This is a genomic window from Pseudomonas sp. M5A4_2d, assembly GCF_053345295.1.
Genome location: NZ_JBKEZW010000010.1, coordinates 184,828 through 204,601 on the forward strand (window position 1 = coordinate 184,828; position 19,774 = coordinate 204,601).

Sequence of the window (19,774 nt, forward strand, 5' to 3'; positions counted from 1 at the left end):
CTTGGTTTTAACGCCAAACAACCCAGCCTCCAAGCCAGGTCTGGTTAGATCCTGAACTGACCGACAAGCTGCCCCAACCGCTGGCCGAGGTCTGCCAGGCTACGAGAGGTCTGGGCGCCCAGTTGGGTTTCATCGGCCACGCTGTCCACCGCCACGGCGATCTGATGCACGCTGCGGTTGATCTCTTCGGCCACGGCGGTCTGTTCTTCCGCCGCGCTGGCAATCTGCGCGTTCATGGAATTAATCGTGCCGATCAATTGGGCCATGGTGTCCAGCGACGCGCCGGCTTCGTTGGCGCGGGCTGAGGTACCGTCGCCCGCATCGCTGGAGCGGCGCATCGACTCCACCGCAGCTTCGGTGCCTTTTTGCAGGCGGTCGATCATGCCCTGGATTTCCTGGGTGCTGGTCTGGGTGCGACTGGCCAGGGCGCGGACCTCGTCGGCGACCACGGCAAAACCACGCCCGGCCTCGCCGGCCCGCGCGGCTTCGATGGCGGCGTTGAGCGCCAGCAGGTTGGTCTGCTCGGCAATCGAGCGGATCACGCCAAGCACGCTGACAATCGACGACACGTCCTGTTGCAGGCTGTCGAGGGACACGCCGCTGCTGCGGATATCGTTCACCAGTGCATGGATCTGCGCGATGCTGCCGTCCACCACACGCTTGGCAGCCTGGCCTTCCACATCGGTTTGCTGCGCCGCCACGGAAGCACCCTGCGCACTGCGCGCGACTTCTTGCGCAGCGGAGGACATCTGGTTGATCGCGGTAGCGACCTGATCGGTTTCGTGACGCTGGCGCTCCATGGCCTGCTCGGAACGCTGAGCCTGGTCCGACACCTGGCTCACCAGGCCGGTGAGTTGCGCAGTCATCTCGGTGATCTGGCGCACCAGGCCGTGGATCTTGTCGACAAAGCGGTTGAATGCGCCGGCCAGATCGCCCAGTTCGTCCTGGCTGGTAATGGCCAGGCGGCGGGTCAAGTCGCCCTCGCCCGCCGCGATATCGTCGAGGTTGGCTTTCATCAGGTTCAGCGGGCGCAGGATGGTATTGGCCGTCACCATACCCACGGCGGCAATCACCAACAGCACCACCACGGCCACGCCGAGAATGCTCAGCAGCACGCCTTCCATGCGTTTCTCGACCTTGGCCTCGACCACCGCCACCTGGCCTTCAATGCCGTCGAGGTTGACCGACGTACCAATCACCATGTCCCACTTCGGCAGGTACTCGGTGTAACCCAGCTTGGGCACCAATTCGGTCTGCCCCGGCTGGGTCGAGCTGTATTGCAGGTAGTGGGTGCCGTCTTTGCCGACCTTGACCAGGTCGCGGTTGACGTAGACCCCGTTGGGGTCGCGGTTGTCCTTGAAGCTCTTGCCGACGCCGTCCGGGCTGTTGCCCTTGAACAGGCGAATGGTCTCGGAGTCGTAGCCGAAGAAGTAGCCGTCCTTGCCGTAGGTGGTGTTGGACAGCAATTTGACCACCTCAGCCCGAGCGGCGGTGTCGCCCGGTGAGGCGGCATCGTAGAGCGGCTTGATGGTGGTCATGGCCACTTCCACATAACTTTTCAGCGTGGTCTTGGCGTCGTTGAGCAGGCGCTGGCGGGTTTCATCCACCTCATTGCGCGCCTGGCCCTGCAGAATCCACACGGTGGTCAGGCTGATGACCACGGCAAACAACAACACCGGCACTACAGCGAGGGACAGGACTTTGGCCTTCAAGCTCAGACGCATGGCTTTTCTCTCTTATTCGTGGCGACTTGAGAGGTTAACGGCCAACCGAGAAATATCTGTAGGCCCCAGGTATGCGTGGCCAGCGCCTCCATTTGTGGGTTATCAGAGGGTCATGGCAGCCAGCCAGCCAAATGCCAATAAAGGGATGTTGTAGTGCAGGAACGTCGGCACCACCGTGTCCCAGATATGGTGGTGCTGGCCGTCGATGTTCAGGCCGGAGGTAGGGCCGAGAGTCGAGTCCGATGCAGGCGAACCGGCGTCACCCAGCGCACCGGCCGTGCCGACAATGCACACGATGGCCAGCGGGCTGAAGCCTAGTTGCACGCACAACGGTACGAAAATCGCGGCAAGAATCGGCACCGTGGAAAACGACGAACCGATGCCCATGGTCACCAGCAACCCCACCAGCAGCATCAGCAACGCGCCCACCCCACGGCTATGGCCGATGAATGCCGCCGATGCTTCCACCAGCGAACGCACGTCACCGGTGGCCTTGAGCACTTCGGCAAACCCCGAAGAGGCGATCATGATGAAGCCGATCATCGCCATCATTTTCATGCCTTCGGTAAACAGGTCGTCGGTTTCACGCCAGCGCACAATGCCCGACACCGAGAAGATCAGGAAGCCGGCCAGGGCGCCGATAATCATCGAGTCCAGCCACAGTTGAATGATGAACGCCGAAGCAATCGCCAGCCCGGCCACCAGCAAGGTCAGCGGGTTGTACTGCACCGCCACTTGCTCGACCCGCTCGATTTTTTCCAGGTCGTACACACGCTTTTTGCGATAGCTGACAAACACCGCCACCAGCAGGCCGACCACCATGCCTAACGCAGGCAGGCCCATGGCGTGGGTGACGTTGACCTGGCTGATATCCACACCGCTCTTGGCCACGTTGGCCAGCAGGATCTGGTTGAGGAAGATGTTGCCGAAACCCACCGGCAGGAACATATAAGGCGTGATCAGGCCGAAGGTCATCACGCAAGCGATCAGGCGGCGATCCAGTTGCAGCTTGGTCAGCACGTATAACAGTGGCGGCACCAGCAGCGGGATAAACGCGATGTGGATCGGCAAGATGTTCTGCGAAGCAATCGCTACCACCCACAACAGGCCGATCAACAGCCATTTGACGTGGCTGCCGCCGGTAGCTTCCTGACGATCGACCAACAGCAGCGCCTTGTCCGCCAGGGCATGAGCCAAGCCGGATTTGGCAATCGCCACGGCGAAAGCGCCGAGCAAAGCGTAGGACAGCGCCACGGTCGCGCCGCCGCCCAAACCACCGTTGAATGCCTTGAGCGTGGCCTCGATGCCCAGGCCACCGGTCAAGCCACCCACCAGGGCGCCGACAATGATGGCGATGACCACATGCACGCGGGATAAGCTGAGCACCAGCATGGTGCCGACCGCGGCGATGACTGCGTTAATCATGGTTACCTCAAGACAGAAACATAAAAACAGGCATACCCGCGCCCGGGCGGCCATTGGTTGGCGCCAGCGTGCAGGCTTTAAGAGGTCTTATTAGAGGGCGCGCACTTTGCAGCAGCCGGGCGCGCATGTCAAAAAACGGCGTCGCTTTTCAGCTTTCAATTGAACGTTTAAACAATAAAGAAACCGAAAAAGCGGCCGATAGCCTGACTCTCTGTGTTTTCAGGTTAAGGATGCTCCTCGATGTCCATCAGACAGCTCTCCATACAATGGAAAATCACCCTGCTCGCCGGCCTGTGCCTGCTGGGAATCGTGACCCTGCTGGTGGGTCTGTCGCTGTATCGCATGGAGCAGAGCTCGCAACAGGTCAAAGCCTCCAGCATGCAGATGCTCGACGAGTCCGCCCAGGCCCGCATCGAAGCGCAAGGTGAAGGACAGGCGCTGGGGATTCGCCAGCAATTCATGGATGCCTTCCAGTACGGCCATGGTTTTTCACGCCAGGTGCTGTTTTTGCGCGAACAGGCTGAAAAACGCTTTCTCGACGCCTTCGACACGCGCGAAGACCTGACCCGCCAGGTCAAGGCCGCGCTGCAGGCCAACCCGGATTTACTCGGTTTGTCGCTGGTGTTCGAAGCCAATGCGCTGGACGGCAAGGATGAGTTGTTCGCCAACCAGGCGGAACTGGGCAGCAACGACAAGGGCCGATTCGCTCTCTACTGGTCGCAGCCGACACCCGGCAAACTGACCTCCATGGCACTGCCCGAAAGCGACATGTCCGACACCAGCACAGGCCCCAGCGGCGAGAAAGCCAACGCCTGGTTCACCTGCCCGCGCACCACCCTGAAACCCTGCGTCATCGAACCCTACTTTTATATGATCGACGGGCAAAACGTGCTGATGACCAGCATCGTCTTCCCGCTGATGGTCAATGGTAAAGTCATCGCCTCGCTGTCGGCGGACATCAACCTCAACAGCCTGCAGGCCGTTAGCCAACAGGCCAGCCAGAAGCTGTATGACGGCCAGACCCAAGTCAGCATCCTCAGCCCCACCGGTTTGCTCGCCGGCTACAGCCCGGACGCCAGCAAACTCAGCCAGCGCCTGGACAAGGTCGACCCTGCCAGCGGTGCGCAATTGATCAACGCCCTGGCCAGCAGCACGCAGACCCGCAGCCTGCGCGCCGACCACCAACTCAAGGTGCTGGCACCCTTCACACCGATTCCCGGCGGCAAACCGTGGGGCGTGTTGCTGGATGTGCCGGAAAAAGTCCTGGTGGGCCCGGCCGAAACACTCAAGACGCAGCTGGACGCCGATAACGCCCGTGGCACTTTGCTGGAACTGAGCCTGGGCCTGCTGGCTGCGGTGATTGGCTTGATCCTGGTGTGGCTGATGGCTCGCAGCGTGACCCGACCGATCCTCGGCGTGGCACGCATGCTGGAAGACATCGCCAGCGGCGAAGGCGACCTGACCCGCCGCCTGGCCTATGACAAGAAGGATGAGCTGGGGCAACTGGCCGGCTGGTTCAACCGCTTCCTCGACAAGCTGCAACCGATTATTGCTCAGGTGAAACGCTCGGTGCAGGACGCCCGTGGCACCGCCGACCAGTCCGCCGCGATTGCCAGCGAAACCAGCGCCGGCATGGAGCAGCAATACCGCCAGGTCGATCAGGTGGCTACCGCCTCCCATGAAATGAGTGCCACCGCCCAGGACGTGGCCCGCAGTGCCGCCCAAGCGGCACAAGCTGCGCGCGACGCCGACCAGGCCACCCGTGAAGGGTTGACCGTTATCGACCGCACCACCACCAACATCGGCAACCTGGCGGCGGACATGAGTACGGCCATGGCCCAGGTCGAAGGCCTGGCAGCCAATAGCGAGAAAATCGGTTCGGTGCTGGAAGTGATTCGCGGCATTGCCGAGCAGACCAACCTGCTGGCGCTCAACGCCGCCATTGAAGCCGCGCGCGCCGGTGAGGCCGGCCGTGGCTTTGCCGTGGTCGCCGACGAGGTCCGCAACCTGGCGCGACGCACCCAGGAGTCGGTGGAAGAAACCCGCCTGGTGATCGAGCATCTGCAAAGCGGCACCACCGAGGTGGTCAGTTCCATGGGCAACAGCTATCGCCAGGCTCAGGGCAGTGTCGAGCAGGTCGGCCAGGCGGTCACCGCCCTGCGCCAGATCGGCGATGCCGTCACGGTGATCAGCGACATGAACCTGCAAATCGCCAGCGCCGCCGAAGAGCAAAGCGCGGTGGCCGAAGAGATCAACAGCAATGTCGCGACGATTCGAGATGTGACCGAGTCGCTGTCGGAACAAGCGAATGAATCGGCACGGGTGAGCCAGGCGTTGAACAGCCTGGCGAATCAGCAGCAGGGGCTGATGGATCAGTTCCGCGTATAAGCGAATGGCACAAACCCTGGGCCCGATGAAGGGCCCCTGTGGGAGAACGCCCCCTCCCACAGGTTGACCTGCATTGTGTCAGCTTTGGCGTTTGGGCAACTCGACCAGCACTTTGAGCCCACCCTGCTCACTCTCCTGCAATTGCAACACCCCGCCCCACACCTCGACGATATCCCGCACGATCCCAAGGCCCAGGCCATGGCCGTCGACCTGTTCATCCAGGCGGGTGCCACGGCTGAACACCTGGTCGCGCTGGGCCTGTGGAATGCCCGGGCCGTCGTCTTCGACCGCCAGTAGATAGCTGTGCGCGGTTTCGCTGATACTCAAGCGTATTTCGGCGTCCGCCCATTTACAGGCGTTGTCCAGCAGGTTGCCCAACAACTCCAGCAGATCTTCGCGGTCCCAGGGCAGTTGCAGGCCGGGCACAACGCGGTAGCTCAAATCCAGGTGTTCGCCGTGAATCATGTTCAACGTGGCCAGCAGGCCGGGCAGTTCCTTTTCGCAATCAAACAAGGTCCCCGGCAGCGTTTCACCGGCAAGACGGGCACGGTTGAGTTCGCGATTGAGGCGTTGTTGCACCTGCTCAAGCTGGTCGCGCAGCAACTTGCTCAGGTGCGGGTGGTCTTTGAGCACCTCGCTCGACGCCGCACTCAACAACACCGCCAACGGGGTTTTCAGCGCATGGCCGAGGTTGCCCAAGGCATTGCGCGAACGCTTGAGGCTGTCTTCGGTGTGGGCCAACAGGTGGTTGATCTGCGCCACCAGCGGCTCGAGCTCCAGCGGCACTTGAGTATCAAGTTGCGAACGCTGGCCCTGTTGCAGTTGGGCGATCTGCTCGCGGGCGGTTTCCAGCGGCCGCAAGGCGCGACGCACGGTGACCCGTTGCAGGATCAACACCAGTAACAGCGCCGCCAGCCCCAGCACCAGACCAATCTGGCGCATCAGGCGGAAGCTTTCCCGCACAGGCGTGTAGTCCTGGGCCACGCTGATGGAAATCGACTGGCCGAAGCGCTTGTAGTCCGAACGCAACACCAGCAGTTGCTGGCCTTCCGGCCCCAATTGCAGGTTACCCTTGAGCCCGGCCTCGGGCAGGCGTGGCAGTTCCTGGTCCCAGAGCGAGCGTGAACGCCAGTGCGCGTCGGCAAAATCAATGCGGAAATAGTGCCCGGAAAACGGTCGCTGATAAGCCGGTGACAGGCGTTGCTCATCCAGTTGCACACCATTCGGCCCGCGCACCAGCGCCACCAGCAAGTTCTCGCTGTCGTTGCGCAACCCAGCGTCCAGATAACGCTGCAAACCGGCCTCGAACAGCCACAAACTGGTCTGCGCGAGCACCACGCCCACCACCACCATCACGCTGATCAGCCCCAGGCTCAGGCGCCGCTGAATCGACCTCATGCCGGGGCGGCGCCAAACCGGTAACCCTGGCCGCGCCGGGTTTCGATCACGCTGCGCCCCAGTTTGCGGCGCAGGTGGTTGACGTGCACCTCCAATACATTGGAGTCACGCTCGGTCTCACCGTCATACAAGTGCTCAGCCAAGTGGCTTTTCGACAGAATCTGTTCCGGGTGCAGCATGAAGTAGCGCAGCAGGCGGAATTCGGCGGCCGTCAGTTGGATTTCGTCACCCTCACGCAGCACACACTGGCGCCCTTCATCCAAGTGCAAGCCGGCCGCTTGCAACGTAGGCTGGTTGGCTTGGCCATGGGAGCGGCGCAACAGGGCCTGGATGCGCAAGTGCAGTTCTTCGGGGTGAAAGGGTTTGCTCAGGTAGTCGTCGGCGCCGGCCTTGAGTCCTTCGATACGCTCAGCCCATGAATCGCGTGCGGTCAGCACCAGCACTGGGGTGGCCAGGGCGGCTGCGCGCCACTGCGCCAGCACCTCCAGCCCCGGCAGCCCTGGCAAGCCAAGGTCGAGGATGATCAAGTCATACGGTTCGCTGCGGCCTTGATAGGCGGCGTCGCGCCCATCCGCCAGCCAGTCGACGGCGTAACCCTGGCGCTGCAGGCCCGCCACCAGTTCATCGGCCAGCGGCACATTGTCTTCCACCAGAAGCAGGCGCATCAGTCGTCTTCCTTATCTTTGAGCAACTCACCGGTGCTGGCGTCGAGCTCGATTTCACGCACCACGCCTTCGACGGTCAACAGCTCGATTTCATAGATATAGCGCACCGGCCGCTCCTTGTGCTCTTCAAGCTCGGCATCCAGCAGTTTGGCGCCCGGGTAGCGCGCGAACGCCGGGCCCAGCAAGTGCTCCAGCGGGGCGATCACGCCCTTCTGGCGCAGGCGCAAGGCTTCGTCCTGACCAAGGTCATGGGCCGACAGGCTTGAGCTGGTCAGTATCAATACCAGCACCACCAGCCTGCCTGCGCTTAGATTTACCTTCATTGCGTGTCCTGATGTTCCTGAGGGCGGCCCGGTTAGGGGCTTGGGCCAAATAGGCGATGGGGACAATGATACGGGGGGCGAACCGACCCGTGAGGGTTTTCACGTAAGCCTGCGTTTCTGGATGAATGTCCTACGCGACCCACGTTAACCCTGGCAACTTAACTGAAACTGAATTGCCACCATGGCAATTTGAGCCAAGCGCTTTTACCTCATCGTGCCAGATTTTCTATACTGGCTCATTCGCGTCAAAAGAGACCGGTATGACAGCCATCCACATCAAGTTTCCCGCCCTGACCCTCAAGGCCGGCAAACGCGCCTATACGCGCATTCGCGAACAAGGCCTCGCGCCGGCAGACGTCGGTATCCTCCCCGGCGCGGCCGGTGGCCCCAAAGCCCTGGGCATTCAGGGCCTGGACCTGGCGCTGTTCGGCGATTGGCTGCCACGCGCGCCGCGCGAACGCGCACTCATCGGCGCGTCCATCGGCTCCTGGCGGTTTGCCAGCGCGTGCCTGCCCGACCCGGTGCAAGGCCTGCTCGACCTCGGCCGCCTGTACAACGAACAGCGTTTTGCCAAAGGTGTGACCATGGCCGAGGTCAGCCACAGCTGCCAGCGCATGCTCGATGATCTGCTGGCCGGCCGCGATGCTCGGGTGCTGGACAACCCCGACTACCGCCTGAACATCATGGTGGTCAAAAGCCACGGCCTGCTCGCCGATGACCACCGTGGGCGGTTGGGCCTGGGCCTGTCGTCGGTGATTGCCGACAACCTGCGGGGCCGCGCGCGGCTGTCGCGGCATTTCGAGCGGCTGATCATTCACGACCCGCGCCAGGCGCCGCCGGTGCATCCGCTTAAGGATTTCCCGTCGCGCTTCCTTAACCTGGAACTGGGCAACCTGCGCCAGGCACTGCTCGCCTCCGGCTCAATCCCCATGGTGATGCAAGGCGTGCGCGACCTGCCTGGCGCAGGCGCCGGCACGTACCGTGACGGCGGCCTGCTGGACTACCACCTCGACCTGCCCTACCACGGCGATGACATCGTGCTGTACCCGCACTTTACCGACCGGATCATCCCCGGCTGGTTCGACAAGGGCCTGCCATGGCGACGCAGCAATCAACAGGGTTTGCAGGATGTATTGCTGCTGGCGCCGTCCAAGGACTACCTGGCCCGCCTGCCCTACGGCAAATTGCCGGACCGCAGTGATTTCAAGCGCTTCATGGGCGATGACCCGAGCCGCAACAAATACTGGCAAACCGCGATGAGCGAGAGCCAACGGTTGGGGGATGAGTTTCTTGAGTGGGCGGACAACGGCAAATTGGGCGAGCACTTGCAGGCCCTTTAACGCAACAGCGATCTCCTGACCGTGAGCGGTATCCTCGCCGCGCGTTCAGCCTGTTGTTGCATCGCCCCACCCTTAAAATTTCGCCGCAAAATGTAAGATTGCCAGCGTTCGAGCTTCACGCGCTATTCAGACGTCAGGCAGACGCGTATCACGCCCCAAAGCGGATGGGTCGGCGCACTGAATGCGCGCCGACCCACATTGCCAAGCGTCGAGCGTCAGTGACTGGCTTGAGTCGAGGCTGGCACGCCGCCCCTTGGCTGCGACCGGATATGCTGCAGCAGAGGATTCAACGCACCGCCCCAAATAACCGCATTAGCGAGTTTGGTAGGGTGGTTGATGGTGTTTCCACCCACGCTGCCGGGGTTGGTACTGAAATCCCCTAATCCATATATTTCAATGTCACTTAAATCGGGAGCACCGTGAGCCTCGGGAACACCCAAATTCGCTATCCAATTGGAAATGGTGCCCTCTGCGCCTGACACCACCAAGCCGACTTTACCAAAGCGCAGGTTGTTGAAGTCATACACGGAAATAACGTTAACGCCATTCAAATACACCTCGTGCTTCGCCCCGCGAACCGTCACTTTCACGCTGACCGAAGTTCCATCCGGTATGGGTGCGTAAACCGCTGACCGACCAATCACGGTGCCGCCCCAGTAAAGCAGAACCTGGTTGGCTGTCACTTGCGCCGTGTACTGACTCAGGCCTGAGCCCATAGACCGATAGCGAATACCGCCTATTTGTCCAGACCAACTGGGCATCGTGAAAGTAGCCGACAAACTGACATCCTGGCACGCCCTGTTGAACATCGCAGCGCCACGCCCCTTCAGGGTGTATTGCTCAGGCGAACCGGATACCGCGAATGTAGTGCCTGTTTCCGGACTCCAGCCGGTGGGGTAGCTCGCAAGGTTATCGTCGCGAATAAAACTAAGCTTATCCACATCGACGCCTGCGCGGTGAAGATTGAACAGTCGGTTAATATCCAGGACGGTCAGATTTCGAACTTTCGCAACATCCCGCGCTGCGTCAGCCGCGACTTGAACCTGCTCTTGATGCCCAAAAGCAACGGACGGTAACGCGGCAGGCGCAATAGCAGTAGAAGGGACTTTTGACCAGGTATTCTGATAATCAAGTGACTTGAAATAATAGTCGGCGTTTACACTACTGCTTCCCGTAAGATCATTGGCACCAAACATATAAATCACGAGGTCAGGAGCAAAGTCCTTAACGTGGTCAGCCCAGCTCTTTCCCACAACGGAGCCGCCGGGCCATTGACGCGTGACCTCCCTTCCCGGCTCCCTGTAGAAACCCGTCATCGGATTTTCGACAGCGCCCGCCTCCCCTATGTAATTACGGTTTGAGTACATCCCCATCCCGCGTCCAGCCAGGCTGAAATTACCAAAGGTGAAAGCAATGTCGGGATTCTGCTCGCGGGCCAATCGCATCAAGGTGGCCACGACGGAGTTTTCGTAAAGCCCGTCAACATCACCCTGGGAAATAGAGTCGCCGACGACGGCGATTTTAACTGCGCCTTCTTTAATAGCAGCGTCAAGCCGCTCCAGATTGCCCACGTTGGACAGCGTTGAGAAATCATCCGGCGCATTCTGGTTGCTCGGGAGGCTCGGAGCGCTAACGGAAATAGCGGGCGCGGGAGCGGCTAGCGTCGCGTCGTTTTGGGTGGGTGCGACCGCGCCAGCAAGATCCGCCCCAAATACGTATTGACCGGAACCAAAGAGGTTGAGTGGGACGCTAATGAAAAAAGCAATCAAGAAAATCAGTGGTTTCGTTCTGTAGTGCACAGGGTAAGCAGACACGTCGTGACACGCCAATTCAATAGAGAATTTTAATTCTACTGAATTCCACTTAATTTGTCGCAAAGGTGCATACCGAACGCCGAAACCTTTACTGAAGTGATGTTGAACTAAACAGCGCAGGTTTCTTCACCGTAACAGCCACGCTGTTATCGGGTTTCTTAATACGCTGAACTCAACGTCCTTCACCAGCGAATAATCTCTGCGCTCACTGCGTTGACTCTTTTTGCACTCGGATGTGCTCCGTCAGCGCCGAGAAAGATCCCGCCCAGCAGACGCTGTTGGCCAGCTTGGTTGGATGGTTGATACCGTTCCCTTCCGGCGTGTGATTGTGGGTGGCGCAGGCATCACCGCCGTAGAGGTCGAGATCACTCAGCTGCGGTACGCCATTCGCGCAGTAGTTACCTTTGTCTACGATAAATTCAGTCAGGGTTCCAGTGCCGCCGATGATCGCCACCCCGTGACTGCCACGGCGCAGATAGTTGTAGTCATGGACACTCAGTTGCAGCACATCGTTGACATATACCCTGTGCAGCGCTCCGCGCACATCAACCTGCAACACAACCTTTGAGCCGGACGCGATTTCACCAATGGCCTTGTAGCCAATGGTGGTTGCGCCCCAACAAAGAGCCAGAAAGCCCGACGAGACGTGCGCGCTGTATTGGTGTGCAGCCGAGCCCTTCGACCGATAACGCAGGGCGCAGGTCGTAAACACCCAGTTGGGGCAGCTAAACGTAGCCTTGATCATGATGTCCAGCGACTGCGCGTGATGCAGTGCCGACCCGGTGCCGCTCATTGAGCTCGCGTCCGCATTTGCCAGTGACAGCGTGGTGCCGTCCTCGACATTCCAGCCGGTTGGATATCCGGCGAAGTTGTCATCACGCGTGTAGTGGAGGTTGTCGACGTCAAAGCCGGAACGCAGCAGGTTGAATGCCCGGTTGATATCGACCAGCGTCAGGTTCAGTTCCCGGGCCACGCCGCGTACGCCATCAGCGGCGATTTGAGCCTCTTCCTGGTATCCCGCTGAAACGGCCGGCAGGGCGGTGGTGGATACCCCAATAGACGGAGCCTTGGGGAAATGGCTAATCAGCCCGACCACATACTTAAGTGCGGTCGTGTTCCCGACACTCGAGCCGGACAAATCGTTAGCACCGTGCATGACCATGACAAAGTCGGGGGCGAAATCCTTGAGGTGCGCCATCCACGACTTACCGACGACGGATCCTCCCGGCCACTGGTCAGTCACGGGAGCGCCGTCAGGGCGATAAAATCCGGTACTGAGGTTTTCCGGGTAGGGCTGCCCCACGTACGTCTCGGTTGCCAGTGCTCCGATACCTCGGCCTGACAGGCTGAAGTTGCCCACTACAAAGTTGATTGCAGGGTTCTGCTCGCGCAAAGCCCGCATGACCGTTGCCACAACCGAGTGCTCATAAAGGCCGTCGCGATCGCCTTCGACAATCGAATCGCCCGCAAAAGCTATGCGTACGGTGCCCTCGGAAATAGCTGCGTTGAGCCGGTCCAAGTTGCCCAGGTTGGAGAATATCTCGAAATCGGCAGCGGTCGGTTGCGGCTCTGTGCGGTCGGGGCGATCCACCGGCGCCAGTGCAAGACCAACGGTTTCAGGCGCGTACTCAAGGGCCGACGTTTCCTGCGCCCGGGCGCCGTCTTGCGCCGCTTTCATGCCTGCCCAGCGCTTCAGGGTCTTACCCAGCCTTGCACGCCAGGTACGGTCTGAACGATCGCTCGCGCCATTCGGCTCGACAGAGTTTCTGTTGGTAAAGGCCATGGTTGCCCCCGAGGCAAAAAAAAACGCTCAGTGGCGAGCCTTGAAACGGTTGGTATTATGCGGGTTTATCGGCGACCAGGAAGAGCGCGTTGCCAAAACAGGTTAGAATAGGCCCCAACTCGGTCGCCTGGCGCCAGTCGGCAAGCGCCGAATGGATGGCCTTAATCGCGCCCAGCGACGACCTATCAGTACATTGATCAGTGCATCTAAAACTGACAATCACTTCAAACCCACGCAACACAAGCCCTACAGGTCACACCGTGGAAATCTTCAAAGAGTTTACCTTCGAGTCCGCCCACCGCCTGCCCCACGTACCGGAAGGCCATAAATGCGGGCGCCTGCACGGGCATTCGTTCAAAGTGGCGATCCACCTGAGCGGCGACCTGGATCCCCATACCGGCTGGATTCGCGACTTCTCGGAGATCAAGGCGATTTTCAAGCCGCTCTATGAACGCCTCGACCACAACTACCTCAATGACATCCCAGGCCTGGAAAACCCGACCAGCGAAGTGCTGGCCAAGTGGATCTGGAATGAGCTCAAACCCCTGCTGCCGGAACTCAGTGCAATTCGTATCCATGAGACCTGCACCAGTGGCTGCATCTATCGCGGTGAATAAGCGATGAAGTGCTGAAGAACCACCTGCGGGTGGTTTTTTTATGCCTGGGAAGCAATCTTGATGCGGCATGTACCCGCATCCAATGGGTGTGGCCACTCATGGGAGGCGTCTGGGTTTATCGCGCCAAATCGTCAATGCGATCGAAACCGGTCGCCATGATCCGAGCTTGCCTCTGGCGTTCAAGATCTCCAAGGTGTTCGAATGCCGTATCGAGGCGTTCTTCGAGGCGCCGAAGGGCTGATCCATTTTGACAGGAGCACACTGCAATGCTGCGCCCCGCCACTGTTGCTGATGTTGCGACCATCGAGGCCATCGTCCAGGCCGCCTATTCGCCTTACATCGAACGGATCGGCCGCAAGCCCGGGCCAATGCTTGAGGACTACCGCCAGCAGGTCGAGGCAGGGCACGTACATGTGCTGGACAACGCCGGGCAGGTCCAGGGTTTTATCATCTTGCTCAACGCCGATAACGACCTGCTGTTGGAAAACCTGGCCGTCGCCCCAGATGCCCAGGGCCTGGGATTGGGACGTCAGTTGATGGACTTTGCCGAGCACAAGGCACTCGCTGCGGGTTACGCAACCATCCGCCTCTACACCCATGTAGCGATGACTGAAAACATCACGTTGTACACCCGCCGCGGCTATGTGGAAACCCATCGCATCGAGGAACACGGCCTGCACCGTGTGTACATGACAAAGCGCCTTTAGGAGAACCTCATGGAAAACATCTGGCTGGCCCAGGCCAAGCGCCTACAGGCACTGGCGTCCACAGGGCTGCACTTTTGCACCGACGATTTCGAGCGTGAGCGCCTTGAAGAAATTGCGCAGATTGCTCACAGCATGCTGGCGCAACTGGCGGATGTGCCGTTGGAACGCATCACCGGGCTGGTGTCGGATTTTGCCAAGCGTTATTCAACGCCGATGGTTGAAGTGCGCGGTGCGGTGATCGATGGCGACCGGATTCTGCTGGTGCGCGAATTGACTGATGGTTGCTGGGCGCTGCCTGGTGGTTATGCCGATATCGGTTTATCGGCGGCGGAAAACATCGTCAAGGAAATCCGCGAGGAAGCCGGGCTAAGCGTGACGGCACGCGCGCTGTATAGCGTCACTCACAAGGCCAAGGGCCTCTATCGCCCGGACGTGCGGGACTTCTACAAGCTGTATTTCCTCTGCGAACGGGTGGACCAACTGGCGCCGATGCCCGGTTTCGAGACCACTGAAGTGGGCTTTTTTACCTTGGACGACCTGCCGCCGCTGTCCCGTGGGCGCACCATCGAAAGCGATCTTGAAGCAGCCTTTGCGTTTCATCGCGGCGAGGTCACCCAGACGCTGTTCGACTGATCCAATGTGTATCACCGCTGCACTGCTTTCGTGCCCGACCGGGCACAACGAACATGCAATGTGACGATACGCGCCTGTTTGGCTCCACATACACTGCGCTGCCGGTTTGGCACGCGCAGTGCAATAGCCCTGCGTCAGTCATCCAGGGAGCAAGGCCATGACGCAGCAAGAACCGGGCAACGATTACCCCCTCAGCGAAGTGCCGATGCATGCGCGCAAGGGCCTGGCGTCTACCGCCATGGTGCTGTTGGGGTTTACGTTTTTTACCGCGACCATGTTTGCCGGCGGCAAGCTGGGCGTAGCATTCAGTTTCACCGAGATGCTCGGTGTCGTGGCCCTGGGTAACCTGTTGCTGGGTATTTACGCGGCAAGCCTGGGTTACATCGCCTTCAAAAGCGGCTTGAACTCGGTGCTGATGGGGCGTTTCTGCTTTGGCGAGGTGGGCAGCAAGCTCAGTGACTTGATCCTTGGCTTCACTCAGATTGGCTGGTACGCCTGGGGCACTGCCACCGCCGCAGTGGTGCTGGGCAAGTATTTCGAATTGGGCCAAGGCACGGTGCTGGCATTGATGGTGCTGTTTGGCCTGGTGTTCTGCGCCACGGCCTATGTGGGCTATCGCGGGCTGGAGATTCTGTCCTACATCGCGGTGCCGGCCATGGGCATTTTACTGTTTCTGTCGATAGGGGTCGCCACCCTCAAAGTCGGCGGCCTGGACGGCCTGTTGGCGGTGGTGCCGACAGGCGAGCTGGATTTGTCCACCGCGATTACGCTGGTGTTCGGCACCTTTGTCAGCGGCGCGACACAGGCCACCAACTGGACGAGGTTTTCTCGTTCGGCCAAAGTCGCGGTGCTGGCGAGCCTGATCGGCTTCTTTATCGGCAATGGTTTGATGGTGTTGATCGGGGCCTATGGCGCCATCGTCTATCAGCAGCCGGACGTGGTCGAAGTCTTGCTGCTCCAAGGTTTCGCGATGGCGGCGATGGCCATGTTGCTGCTCAACATCTGGAGCACCCAGGACAACACCATCTACAATTTCGCCGTCGCAGGCTGCAATTTGCTGCGCACCCGCAGGCGCAAGACCGTGACCCTGGCCGGCGCGGTAATCGGCACCCTGCTGGCGTTGCTCGGCATGTACGACCTGCTGGTGCCCTACTTGATTCTGCTGGGCACCGTGATCCCGCCGATTGGCGGGGTGATCATGGCGGACTTCTTCTACCGTTATCGCGGCCAATATCCGCGCCTGGCCGAGACCCGCCTGCCGGCCTTCAATTGGCCTGGGCTGGGAGCGTACGCCGTGGGCACCATGCTGGCGTTCCACTCGCCGTGGGTGGCACCGTTGGTGGGGATTGTTGCCGCGTCCTTGACCTACATTGGGCTGAGCGCAGTACTGCGCGTACGGGCACCGCTGGCTGATGCACGGGGATGAGTCTGGCGGGCGTCTCGGGAATGGTAACCTTATGGCCGACGCGCCAGGCCGTACATCACAACAGCCCGGATAATCTGGCGTTGTCTGCCTGATTGTCATTAGCCAAGAGGAACTTGCCCATGCATATCATCAACGCCCGCCTGCGCAACCGTGAAGGCCTGCATGATCTGCACCTGGAACACGGCCGGATCGCCAGCATCACGCCACAAACCGTGGCGCCAACTTTAAGGGCAGACGACCTGGACGCCGCCGGCAACCTGGTGATACCGCCCTTCGTCGAGCCGCATATCCACCTTGATGCCACCCTCACCGCCGGCGAACCGCGCTGGAATATGAGTGGCACATTGTTCGAGGGCATTGAATGCTGGGGCGAGCGCAAAGCCACCATCACCCAGGAAGACACCAAGACCCGCGCCAAGCAAACGATCCAGGCCCTGGCCGCTCACGGCATCCAGCATGTTCGCACCCATGTCGACGTCACCGACCCCGACCTCACCGCACTGAAAGCCATGCTGGAAGTCCGCGAAGAAAGCACGCACCTGATCGACCTTCAAATCGTCGCCTTCCCGCAGGAGGGCATCGAATCCTACCGCAATGGCCGCGAACTGATGCAGGAAGCCATCCGCCTGGGCGCCGACGTGGTCGGTGGTATCCCCCACTTTGAATACACCCGCGACCAAGGCGTGAGTTCGGTGAAGTTTCTCATGGACCTGGCCGAACGTACCGGCTGCCTGGTAGACGTGCATTGCGACGAAACCGATGACCCGCACTCGCGTTTTCTCGAGGTTCTTGCCGAAGAAGCCCGCAGCCGCGACATGGGCACACGCGTCACCGCCAGCCACACCACGGCCATGGGTTCCTACGACAACGCTTATTGCGCCAAGCTGTTTCGCCTGTTGGGGCACTCAAAAATCAGCTTCGTCTCCTGCCCCACCGAAAGCATCCACCTGCAAGGTCGCTTCGACAGCTTTCCAAAACGCCGCGGCGTCACCCGCGTCAACGAACTGCTCGAGGCCGGCATGAACGTCTGCTTCGGTCAGGACTCCATCGTCGACCCGTGGTACCCGCTGGGTAATGGCAACATCCTGCGTGTGCTGGAAGCCGGTTTGCACATCTGCCACATGCTCGGTTACCGCAACCTGCAAAGCGCCCTGGACCTGGTGACCGACAACAGCGCCAAGGCCATGGCCTTGGGTGACCGGTACGGTCTGGAGCCCGGGCGCCCGGCCAATCTGTTGATCCTCTCGGCAGACAGCGACTATGAGGTGATCCGCAGCCAGGGCCTGCCGCTCTACTCGATCCGTAATGGCAAGGTGCTGATGAAGCGGCAACCGGCGCAGGTCGAGTTCTTGTAAAACCGACCACTAGACGATCGAGTCGATATCCAACGGTTGCGGGTTCAACGGGCTGCTTTGAATGGGTGCAGGAATACTGGCGATTTGCGCCAATTCACGGTTTTCCCGGTGGCTGAACCAACGTTTCAGGCTGGGCTGCAACTGGCTGGATTGAGCGTGACTTCCATACACGTCACGCGCTTCCAGGCGGCGCCAACGCAAGGATTCCAGACGGCGACGGCTGGTGTGCAGGCGGTCAATTTCTGCGTTGAGCGCCTGGTTGTGTTCATGTCCATAGCCGCGCTGGTTCGCAGGGCGGCGACGCTCAAGTTCGCGGTTCTTGTTGCGCAACTGTCGAGTCATGGTTTCGAGCGCAAGGTCGAGTAACTCAAACTCTCTTGGCGTGACCAAAGGCCCCTGGCTATCCAGGGTTTGTTGCCAGCGACGCAAAGTGGCCCAGGCTGCCGGGATGTAGCTGGCGGTCATGAAATGCTGGTTCGCCTGGAACAGCTGTTTCAGCAGGTTGTCGCGGCCCGGCATATCGCCATGCAGTTGCACCGCACGGTTACAGCCGGCCTCCAGGATGGATTCACAGCCAGGCGTCCATAACACCGAGGAGTGCGTACCGTCCGGCAGTTTGATCGGCATGAAGTGCTGTTGTTCGCCGTGATGCTGGTAAGGATTGCCCCCCACGCGTACCAGGCCCGCCGCAAACAGCAGGCCGCCTGCTGCGGGAGCACTGAAGAGCGTGACGGCGCCCGGGACCCACAGTTTGGCGGTGGTGTTCATCCACGTGGCGGGGACACTGGGGACCGGGTCGTTGTGGTTGACGATGCGGTGGTGGATCAGGGATGAGGCGCCGTCAGCGAATTCCGAATCGGCAGCGCGGGGCGCGCCATAGGTGTAGAGGAGGATGTTGTACTGCGACCCGGGAACTCGGCGCAGCCCTTCTGCCAGCAGCAAAGCGATGGCGCCTCCCAGGCTGTGGCCGCAAATCACAATACGTTGGCCGCTGTGGAACAGGTCGAGGTAGTGCAAAACGAAATCTCGCATCGCTCGATAGGCTTGGTAAAAGCCTTCATGGGCTTTGCCAACACCTTCGGAAAATGGCACTTGGTGGGCATTTGCGTCTCGTAGTGCGTCCGCGCCGCTGGCGGTACCTCGCACAGCGATCAGGACTATTTCATCATGGTGAGTGATGAAAGCTTGAGTGTCAGTACCGAACTTTTCATCATCGAAAAAATGTAAGCGCGCAGGATGCTCCTGCTCATGCTCCAATGCCGGACGATTCTGTGGGTATAGCTCCGGATCGAAGGGAAGGATTTCAAAACGCAGGGAGTAAGGAACCTCTTGATAAAGCGGATAAAAACGCTGGACTTGCTCGGGATCAACTCGCCAGGCGTCCTCAAATAGCGACAGTTTTTCAGCAAACAGATTTCCAACCGTTGGGTCCAGCGGGAAGGACACATGGTCAATAGGTTTCTTGGGCGGTTGCTGACCAAAATCGCAGTAACTCAAAGTAGACATCAGAGCCAATTGATACAGGTTCAACGCGCAGAAGCTGTCCTCAATAGACAGCATCGGACGCAGTGCTCGCAGCGGTCTGACTTCCAGTACAGAGTGCTGATTCGGGAATAACACCACCCCTGACAAGGCAGGTTGAGGTGGTCCAAATCCCAGGTCAGCCATCATTTTCAATGCATGGCGTTGGGGGCGATGAGTCCGAGGCGTCACCGGTGGAAGATGGGCGACATGGCGAACCAAATCGCGCACCTCAACTTGGTAAAACCTGTCTGCTTGCGACTGTGCCGGATTACCTTCGGTACGCCGGCCATCTTTAGTAGAAAACCTGGTCTGCTCGGCGCGAATTTGAAGTTCGGTGATAGGTAGCTCGTACGCAACGCGAGTCCGCAGTTGGTAATACGGTGCTTGCGCCCCGGAATACAGACCATCAAATTTGAGTACGACCGGACCGCAGTAAAAACCTTGTAGTCTTGCAAATCCCTCACCATTCAATCTGCCGTCGTACTGGCATCCTGTACTGTCGTAAAGGGTGTATGGAAGCCCGCCATAGGCCTTTCCACTGCCAGTTTCATCTACCAAAGAAAAACTCACCCAGTGCCCTTTCAATGCGCAAGCGGGCATCTTCCCACTGAAAAATGGTTGCTTCCATGCGTCCAGTTTCATGAACTCGCTC

General features: G+C 59.9%; 17 protein-coding genes and 1 pseudogene. 10 read left to right on the forward strand and 8 right to left on the reverse strand.

Features of this window, described 5'->3' with window-relative positions; translation table 11 throughout:
• Window positions 1-44 precede the first annotated feature (44 nt).
• Both ACLBW8_RS22950 and ACLBW8_RS22955 read right to left on the reverse strand, forming a co-directional pair.
• Complete coding sequence (locus tag ACLBW8_RS22950; protein WP_447806380.1) at window positions 45-1,724, reverse strand: methyl-accepting chemotaxis protein; 1,680 nt, start codon at window positions 1,722-1,724, stop codon at window positions 45-47.
• A 102-nt stretch (window positions 1,725-1,826) separates the two neighbouring features.
• On the reverse strand, window positions 1,827-3,146 hold the full coding sequence (locus ACLBW8_RS22955) for a Na+/H+ antiporter family protein (RefSeq protein ID WP_167353725.1): 1,320 nt from the start codon (window positions 3,144-3,146) through the stop codon (window positions 1,827-1,829).
• Window positions 3,147-4,532: 1,386 nt separating this feature from the next.
• Here ACLBW8_RS22955 and ACLBW8_RS22960 point away from each other — a divergent pair.
• Window positions 4,533-4,679: pseudogene (locus tag ACLBW8_RS22960) on the forward strand (HAMP domain-containing protein); the annotation flags it as partial.
• Between the two features lie 102 nt (window positions 4,680-4,781).
• Entirely contained in the window at window positions 4,782-5,537 is a 756-nt protein-coding gene (locus ACLBW8_RS22965; RefSeq protein WP_407017733.1) for a methyl-accepting chemotaxis protein, read from the forward strand.
• Window positions 5,538-5,615: 78 nt separating this feature from the next.
• On the opposite strand, the gene ACLBW8_RS22970 is transcribed toward ACLBW8_RS22965, so the two are convergent.
• The 3 genes from ACLBW8_RS22970 to ACLBW8_RS22980 are packed head-to-tail and all read right to left on the reverse strand — an operon-like array spanning window position 5,616 to window position 7,923.
• Window positions 5,616-6,935 (reverse strand): sensor histidine kinase, encoded by a 1,320-nt coding sequence (locus tag ACLBW8_RS22970; RefSeq protein WP_064451751.1) that lies wholly within the window; start codon window positions 6,933-6,935, stop codon window positions 5,616-5,618.
• Entirely contained in the window at window positions 6,932-7,600 is a 669-nt protein-coding gene (locus ACLBW8_RS22975; RefSeq protein ID WP_064451750.1) for a response regulator transcription factor, read from the reverse strand. The genes ACLBW8_RS22970 and ACLBW8_RS22975 overlap by 4 nt, the downstream gene beginning before the upstream one ends.
• On the reverse strand, window positions 7,600-7,923 hold the full coding sequence (locus ACLBW8_RS22980; RefSeq protein WP_447806381.1) for a PepSY domain-containing protein: 324 nt from the start codon (window positions 7,921-7,923) through the stop codon (window positions 7,600-7,602). The genes ACLBW8_RS22975 and ACLBW8_RS22980 overlap by 1 nt, the downstream gene beginning before the upstream one ends.
• A gap of 260 nt (window positions 7,924-8,183) precedes the next feature.
• On the opposite strand from ACLBW8_RS22980, the gene ACLBW8_RS22985 reads away from it, so the two are divergent.
• Window positions 8,184-9,263: a patatin-like phospholipase family protein gene (locus ACLBW8_RS22985; RefSeq protein ID WP_447806382.1), complete on the forward strand. Its 1,080-nt coding sequence runs from the start codon at window positions 8,184-8,186 to the stop codon at window positions 9,261-9,263.
• Between the two features lie 215 nt (window positions 9,264-9,478).
• On the opposite strand, the gene ACLBW8_RS22990 is transcribed toward ACLBW8_RS22985, so the two are convergent.
• Together ACLBW8_RS22990 and ACLBW8_RS22995 are read right to left on the reverse strand one after the other, a co-directional pair.
• The gene (locus tag ACLBW8_RS22990; RefSeq protein WP_447806383.1) at window positions 9,479-11,077 is read right to left on the reverse strand and encodes an SGNH/GDSL hydrolase family protein; all 1,599 of its coding nucleotides are present in this window, start codon (window positions 11,075-11,077) and stop codon (window positions 9,479-9,481) included.
• A gap of 205 nt (window positions 11,078-11,282) precedes the next feature.
• The gene (locus ACLBW8_RS22995; RefSeq protein WP_447806384.1) at window positions 11,283-12,860 is read right to left on the reverse strand and encodes an SGNH/GDSL hydrolase family protein; all 1,578 of its coding nucleotides are present in this window, start codon (window positions 12,858-12,860) and stop codon (window positions 11,283-11,285) included.
• Window positions 12,861-12,949: 89 nt separating this feature from the next.
• Between ACLBW8_RS22995 and ACLBW8_RS23000 the strand changes: the two genes are divergently transcribed.
• The 7 genes from ACLBW8_RS23000 (at window position 12,950) to codA (ending at window position 17,598) form a co-directional block, all read left to right on the forward strand.
• Window positions 12,950-13,057, forward strand: coding sequence for an AlpA family phage regulatory protein (locus ACLBW8_RS23000; RefSeq protein WP_447806385.1), 108 nt, complete (start codon window positions 12,950-12,952; stop codon window positions 13,055-13,057).
• Between the two features lie 63 nt (window positions 13,058-13,120).
• Window positions 13,121-13,477, forward strand: a complete 357-nt coding sequence (gene queD, locus ACLBW8_RS23005) for a 6-carboxytetrahydropterin synthase QueD (protein ID WP_003190259.1) — start codon at window positions 13,121-13,123, stop codon at window positions 13,475-13,477.
• A 67-nt stretch (window positions 13,478-13,544) separates the two neighbouring features.
• A complete protein-coding gene (locus tag ACLBW8_RS23010) occupies window positions 13,545-13,718 on the forward strand; it encodes a helix-turn-helix transcriptional regulator (protein WP_447806386.1) in 174 nt (57 codons plus the stop codon).
• A gap of 25 nt (window positions 13,719-13,743) precedes the next feature.
• Window positions 13,744-14,184, forward strand: a complete 441-nt coding sequence (locus tag ACLBW8_RS23015; RefSeq protein ID WP_447806387.1) for a GNAT family N-acetyltransferase — start codon at window positions 13,744-13,746, stop codon at window positions 14,182-14,184.
• Between the two features lie 9 nt (window positions 14,185-14,193).
• Entirely contained in the window at window positions 14,194-14,817 is a 624-nt protein-coding gene (locus tag ACLBW8_RS23020) for an NUDIX hydrolase (RefSeq protein WP_064451743.1), read from the forward strand.
• A gap of 157 nt (window positions 14,818-14,974) precedes the next feature.
• Window positions 14,975-16,243 (forward strand): cytosine permease, encoded by a 1,269-nt coding sequence (gene codB / locus ACLBW8_RS23025; RefSeq protein ID WP_447806388.1) that lies wholly within the window; start codon window positions 14,975-14,977, stop codon window positions 16,241-16,243.
• A gap of 119 nt (window positions 16,244-16,362) precedes the next feature.
• Window positions 16,363-17,598, forward strand: coding sequence for a cytosine deaminase (codA, locus tag ACLBW8_RS23030; protein WP_064451741.1), 1,236 nt, complete (start codon window positions 16,363-16,365; stop codon window positions 17,596-17,598).
• Between the two features lie 9 nt (window positions 17,599-17,607).
• On the opposite strand, the gene ACLBW8_RS23035 is transcribed toward codA, so the two are convergent.
• Window positions 17,608-19,764: a lipase family protein gene (locus tag ACLBW8_RS23035; protein WP_447806389.1), complete on the reverse strand. Its 2,157-nt coding sequence runs from the start codon at window positions 19,762-19,764 to the stop codon at window positions 17,608-17,610.
• Window positions 19,765-19,774 lie beyond the last annotated feature (10 nt).

What these genes read in the sequence shown, in the direction of transcription:
- ACLBW8_RS22950 (WP_447806380.1), bottom strand. Translation starts at nt 1,724, where the DNA reads ATGCGTCTGAGCTTGAAGGCCAAAGTCCTGTCCCTCGCTGTAGTGCCG.
- ACLBW8_RS22965 (WP_407017733.1), top strand. Translation starts at nt 4,782, where the DNA reads ATGGAGCAGCAATACCGCCAGGTCGATCAGGTGGCTACCGCCTCCCAT.
- ACLBW8_RS22970 (WP_064451751.1), bottom strand. Translation starts at nt 6,935, where the DNA reads ATGAGGTCGATTCAGCGGCGCCTGAGCCTGGGGCTGATCAGCGTGATG.
- ACLBW8_RS22975 (WP_064451750.1), bottom strand. Translation starts at nt 7,600, where the DNA reads ATGCGCCTGCTTCTGGTGGAAGACAATGTGCCGCTGGCCGATGAACTG.
- ACLBW8_RS22980 (WP_447806381.1), bottom strand. Translation starts at nt 7,923, where the DNA reads ATGAAGGTAAATCTAAGCGCAGGCAGGCTGGTGGTGCTGGTATTGATA.
- ACLBW8_RS22985 (WP_447806382.1), top strand. Translation starts at nt 8,184, where the DNA reads ATGACAGCCATCCACATCAAGTTTCCCGCCCTGACCCTCAAGGCCGGC.
- ACLBW8_RS22995 (WP_447806384.1), bottom strand. Translation starts at nt 12,860, where the DNA reads ATGGCCTTTACCAACAGAAACTCTGTCGAGCCGAATGGCGCGAGCGAT.
- ACLBW8_RS23010 (WP_447806386.1), top strand. Translation starts at nt 13,545, where the DNA reads ATGTACCCGCATCCAATGGGTGTGGCCACTCATGGGAGGCGTCTGGGT.
- ACLBW8_RS23015 (WP_447806387.1), top strand. Translation starts at nt 13,744, where the DNA reads ATGCTGCGCCCCGCCACTGTTGCTGATGTTGCGACCATCGAGGCCATC.
- ACLBW8_RS23020 (WP_064451743.1), top strand. Translation starts at nt 14,194, where the DNA reads ATGGAAAACATCTGGCTGGCCCAGGCCAAGCGCCTACAGGCACTGGCG.
- codB (WP_447806388.1), top strand. Translation starts at nt 14,975, where the DNA reads ATGACGCAGCAAGAACCGGGCAACGATTACCCCCTCAGCGAAGTGCCG.
- codA (WP_064451741.1), top strand. Translation starts at nt 16,363, where the DNA reads ATGCATATCATCAACGCCCGCCTGCGCAACCGTGAAGGCCTGCATGAT.
- ACLBW8_RS23035 (WP_447806389.1), bottom strand. Translation starts at nt 19,764, where the DNA reads ATGAAACTGGACGCATGGAAGCAACCATTTTTCAGTGGGAAGATGCCC.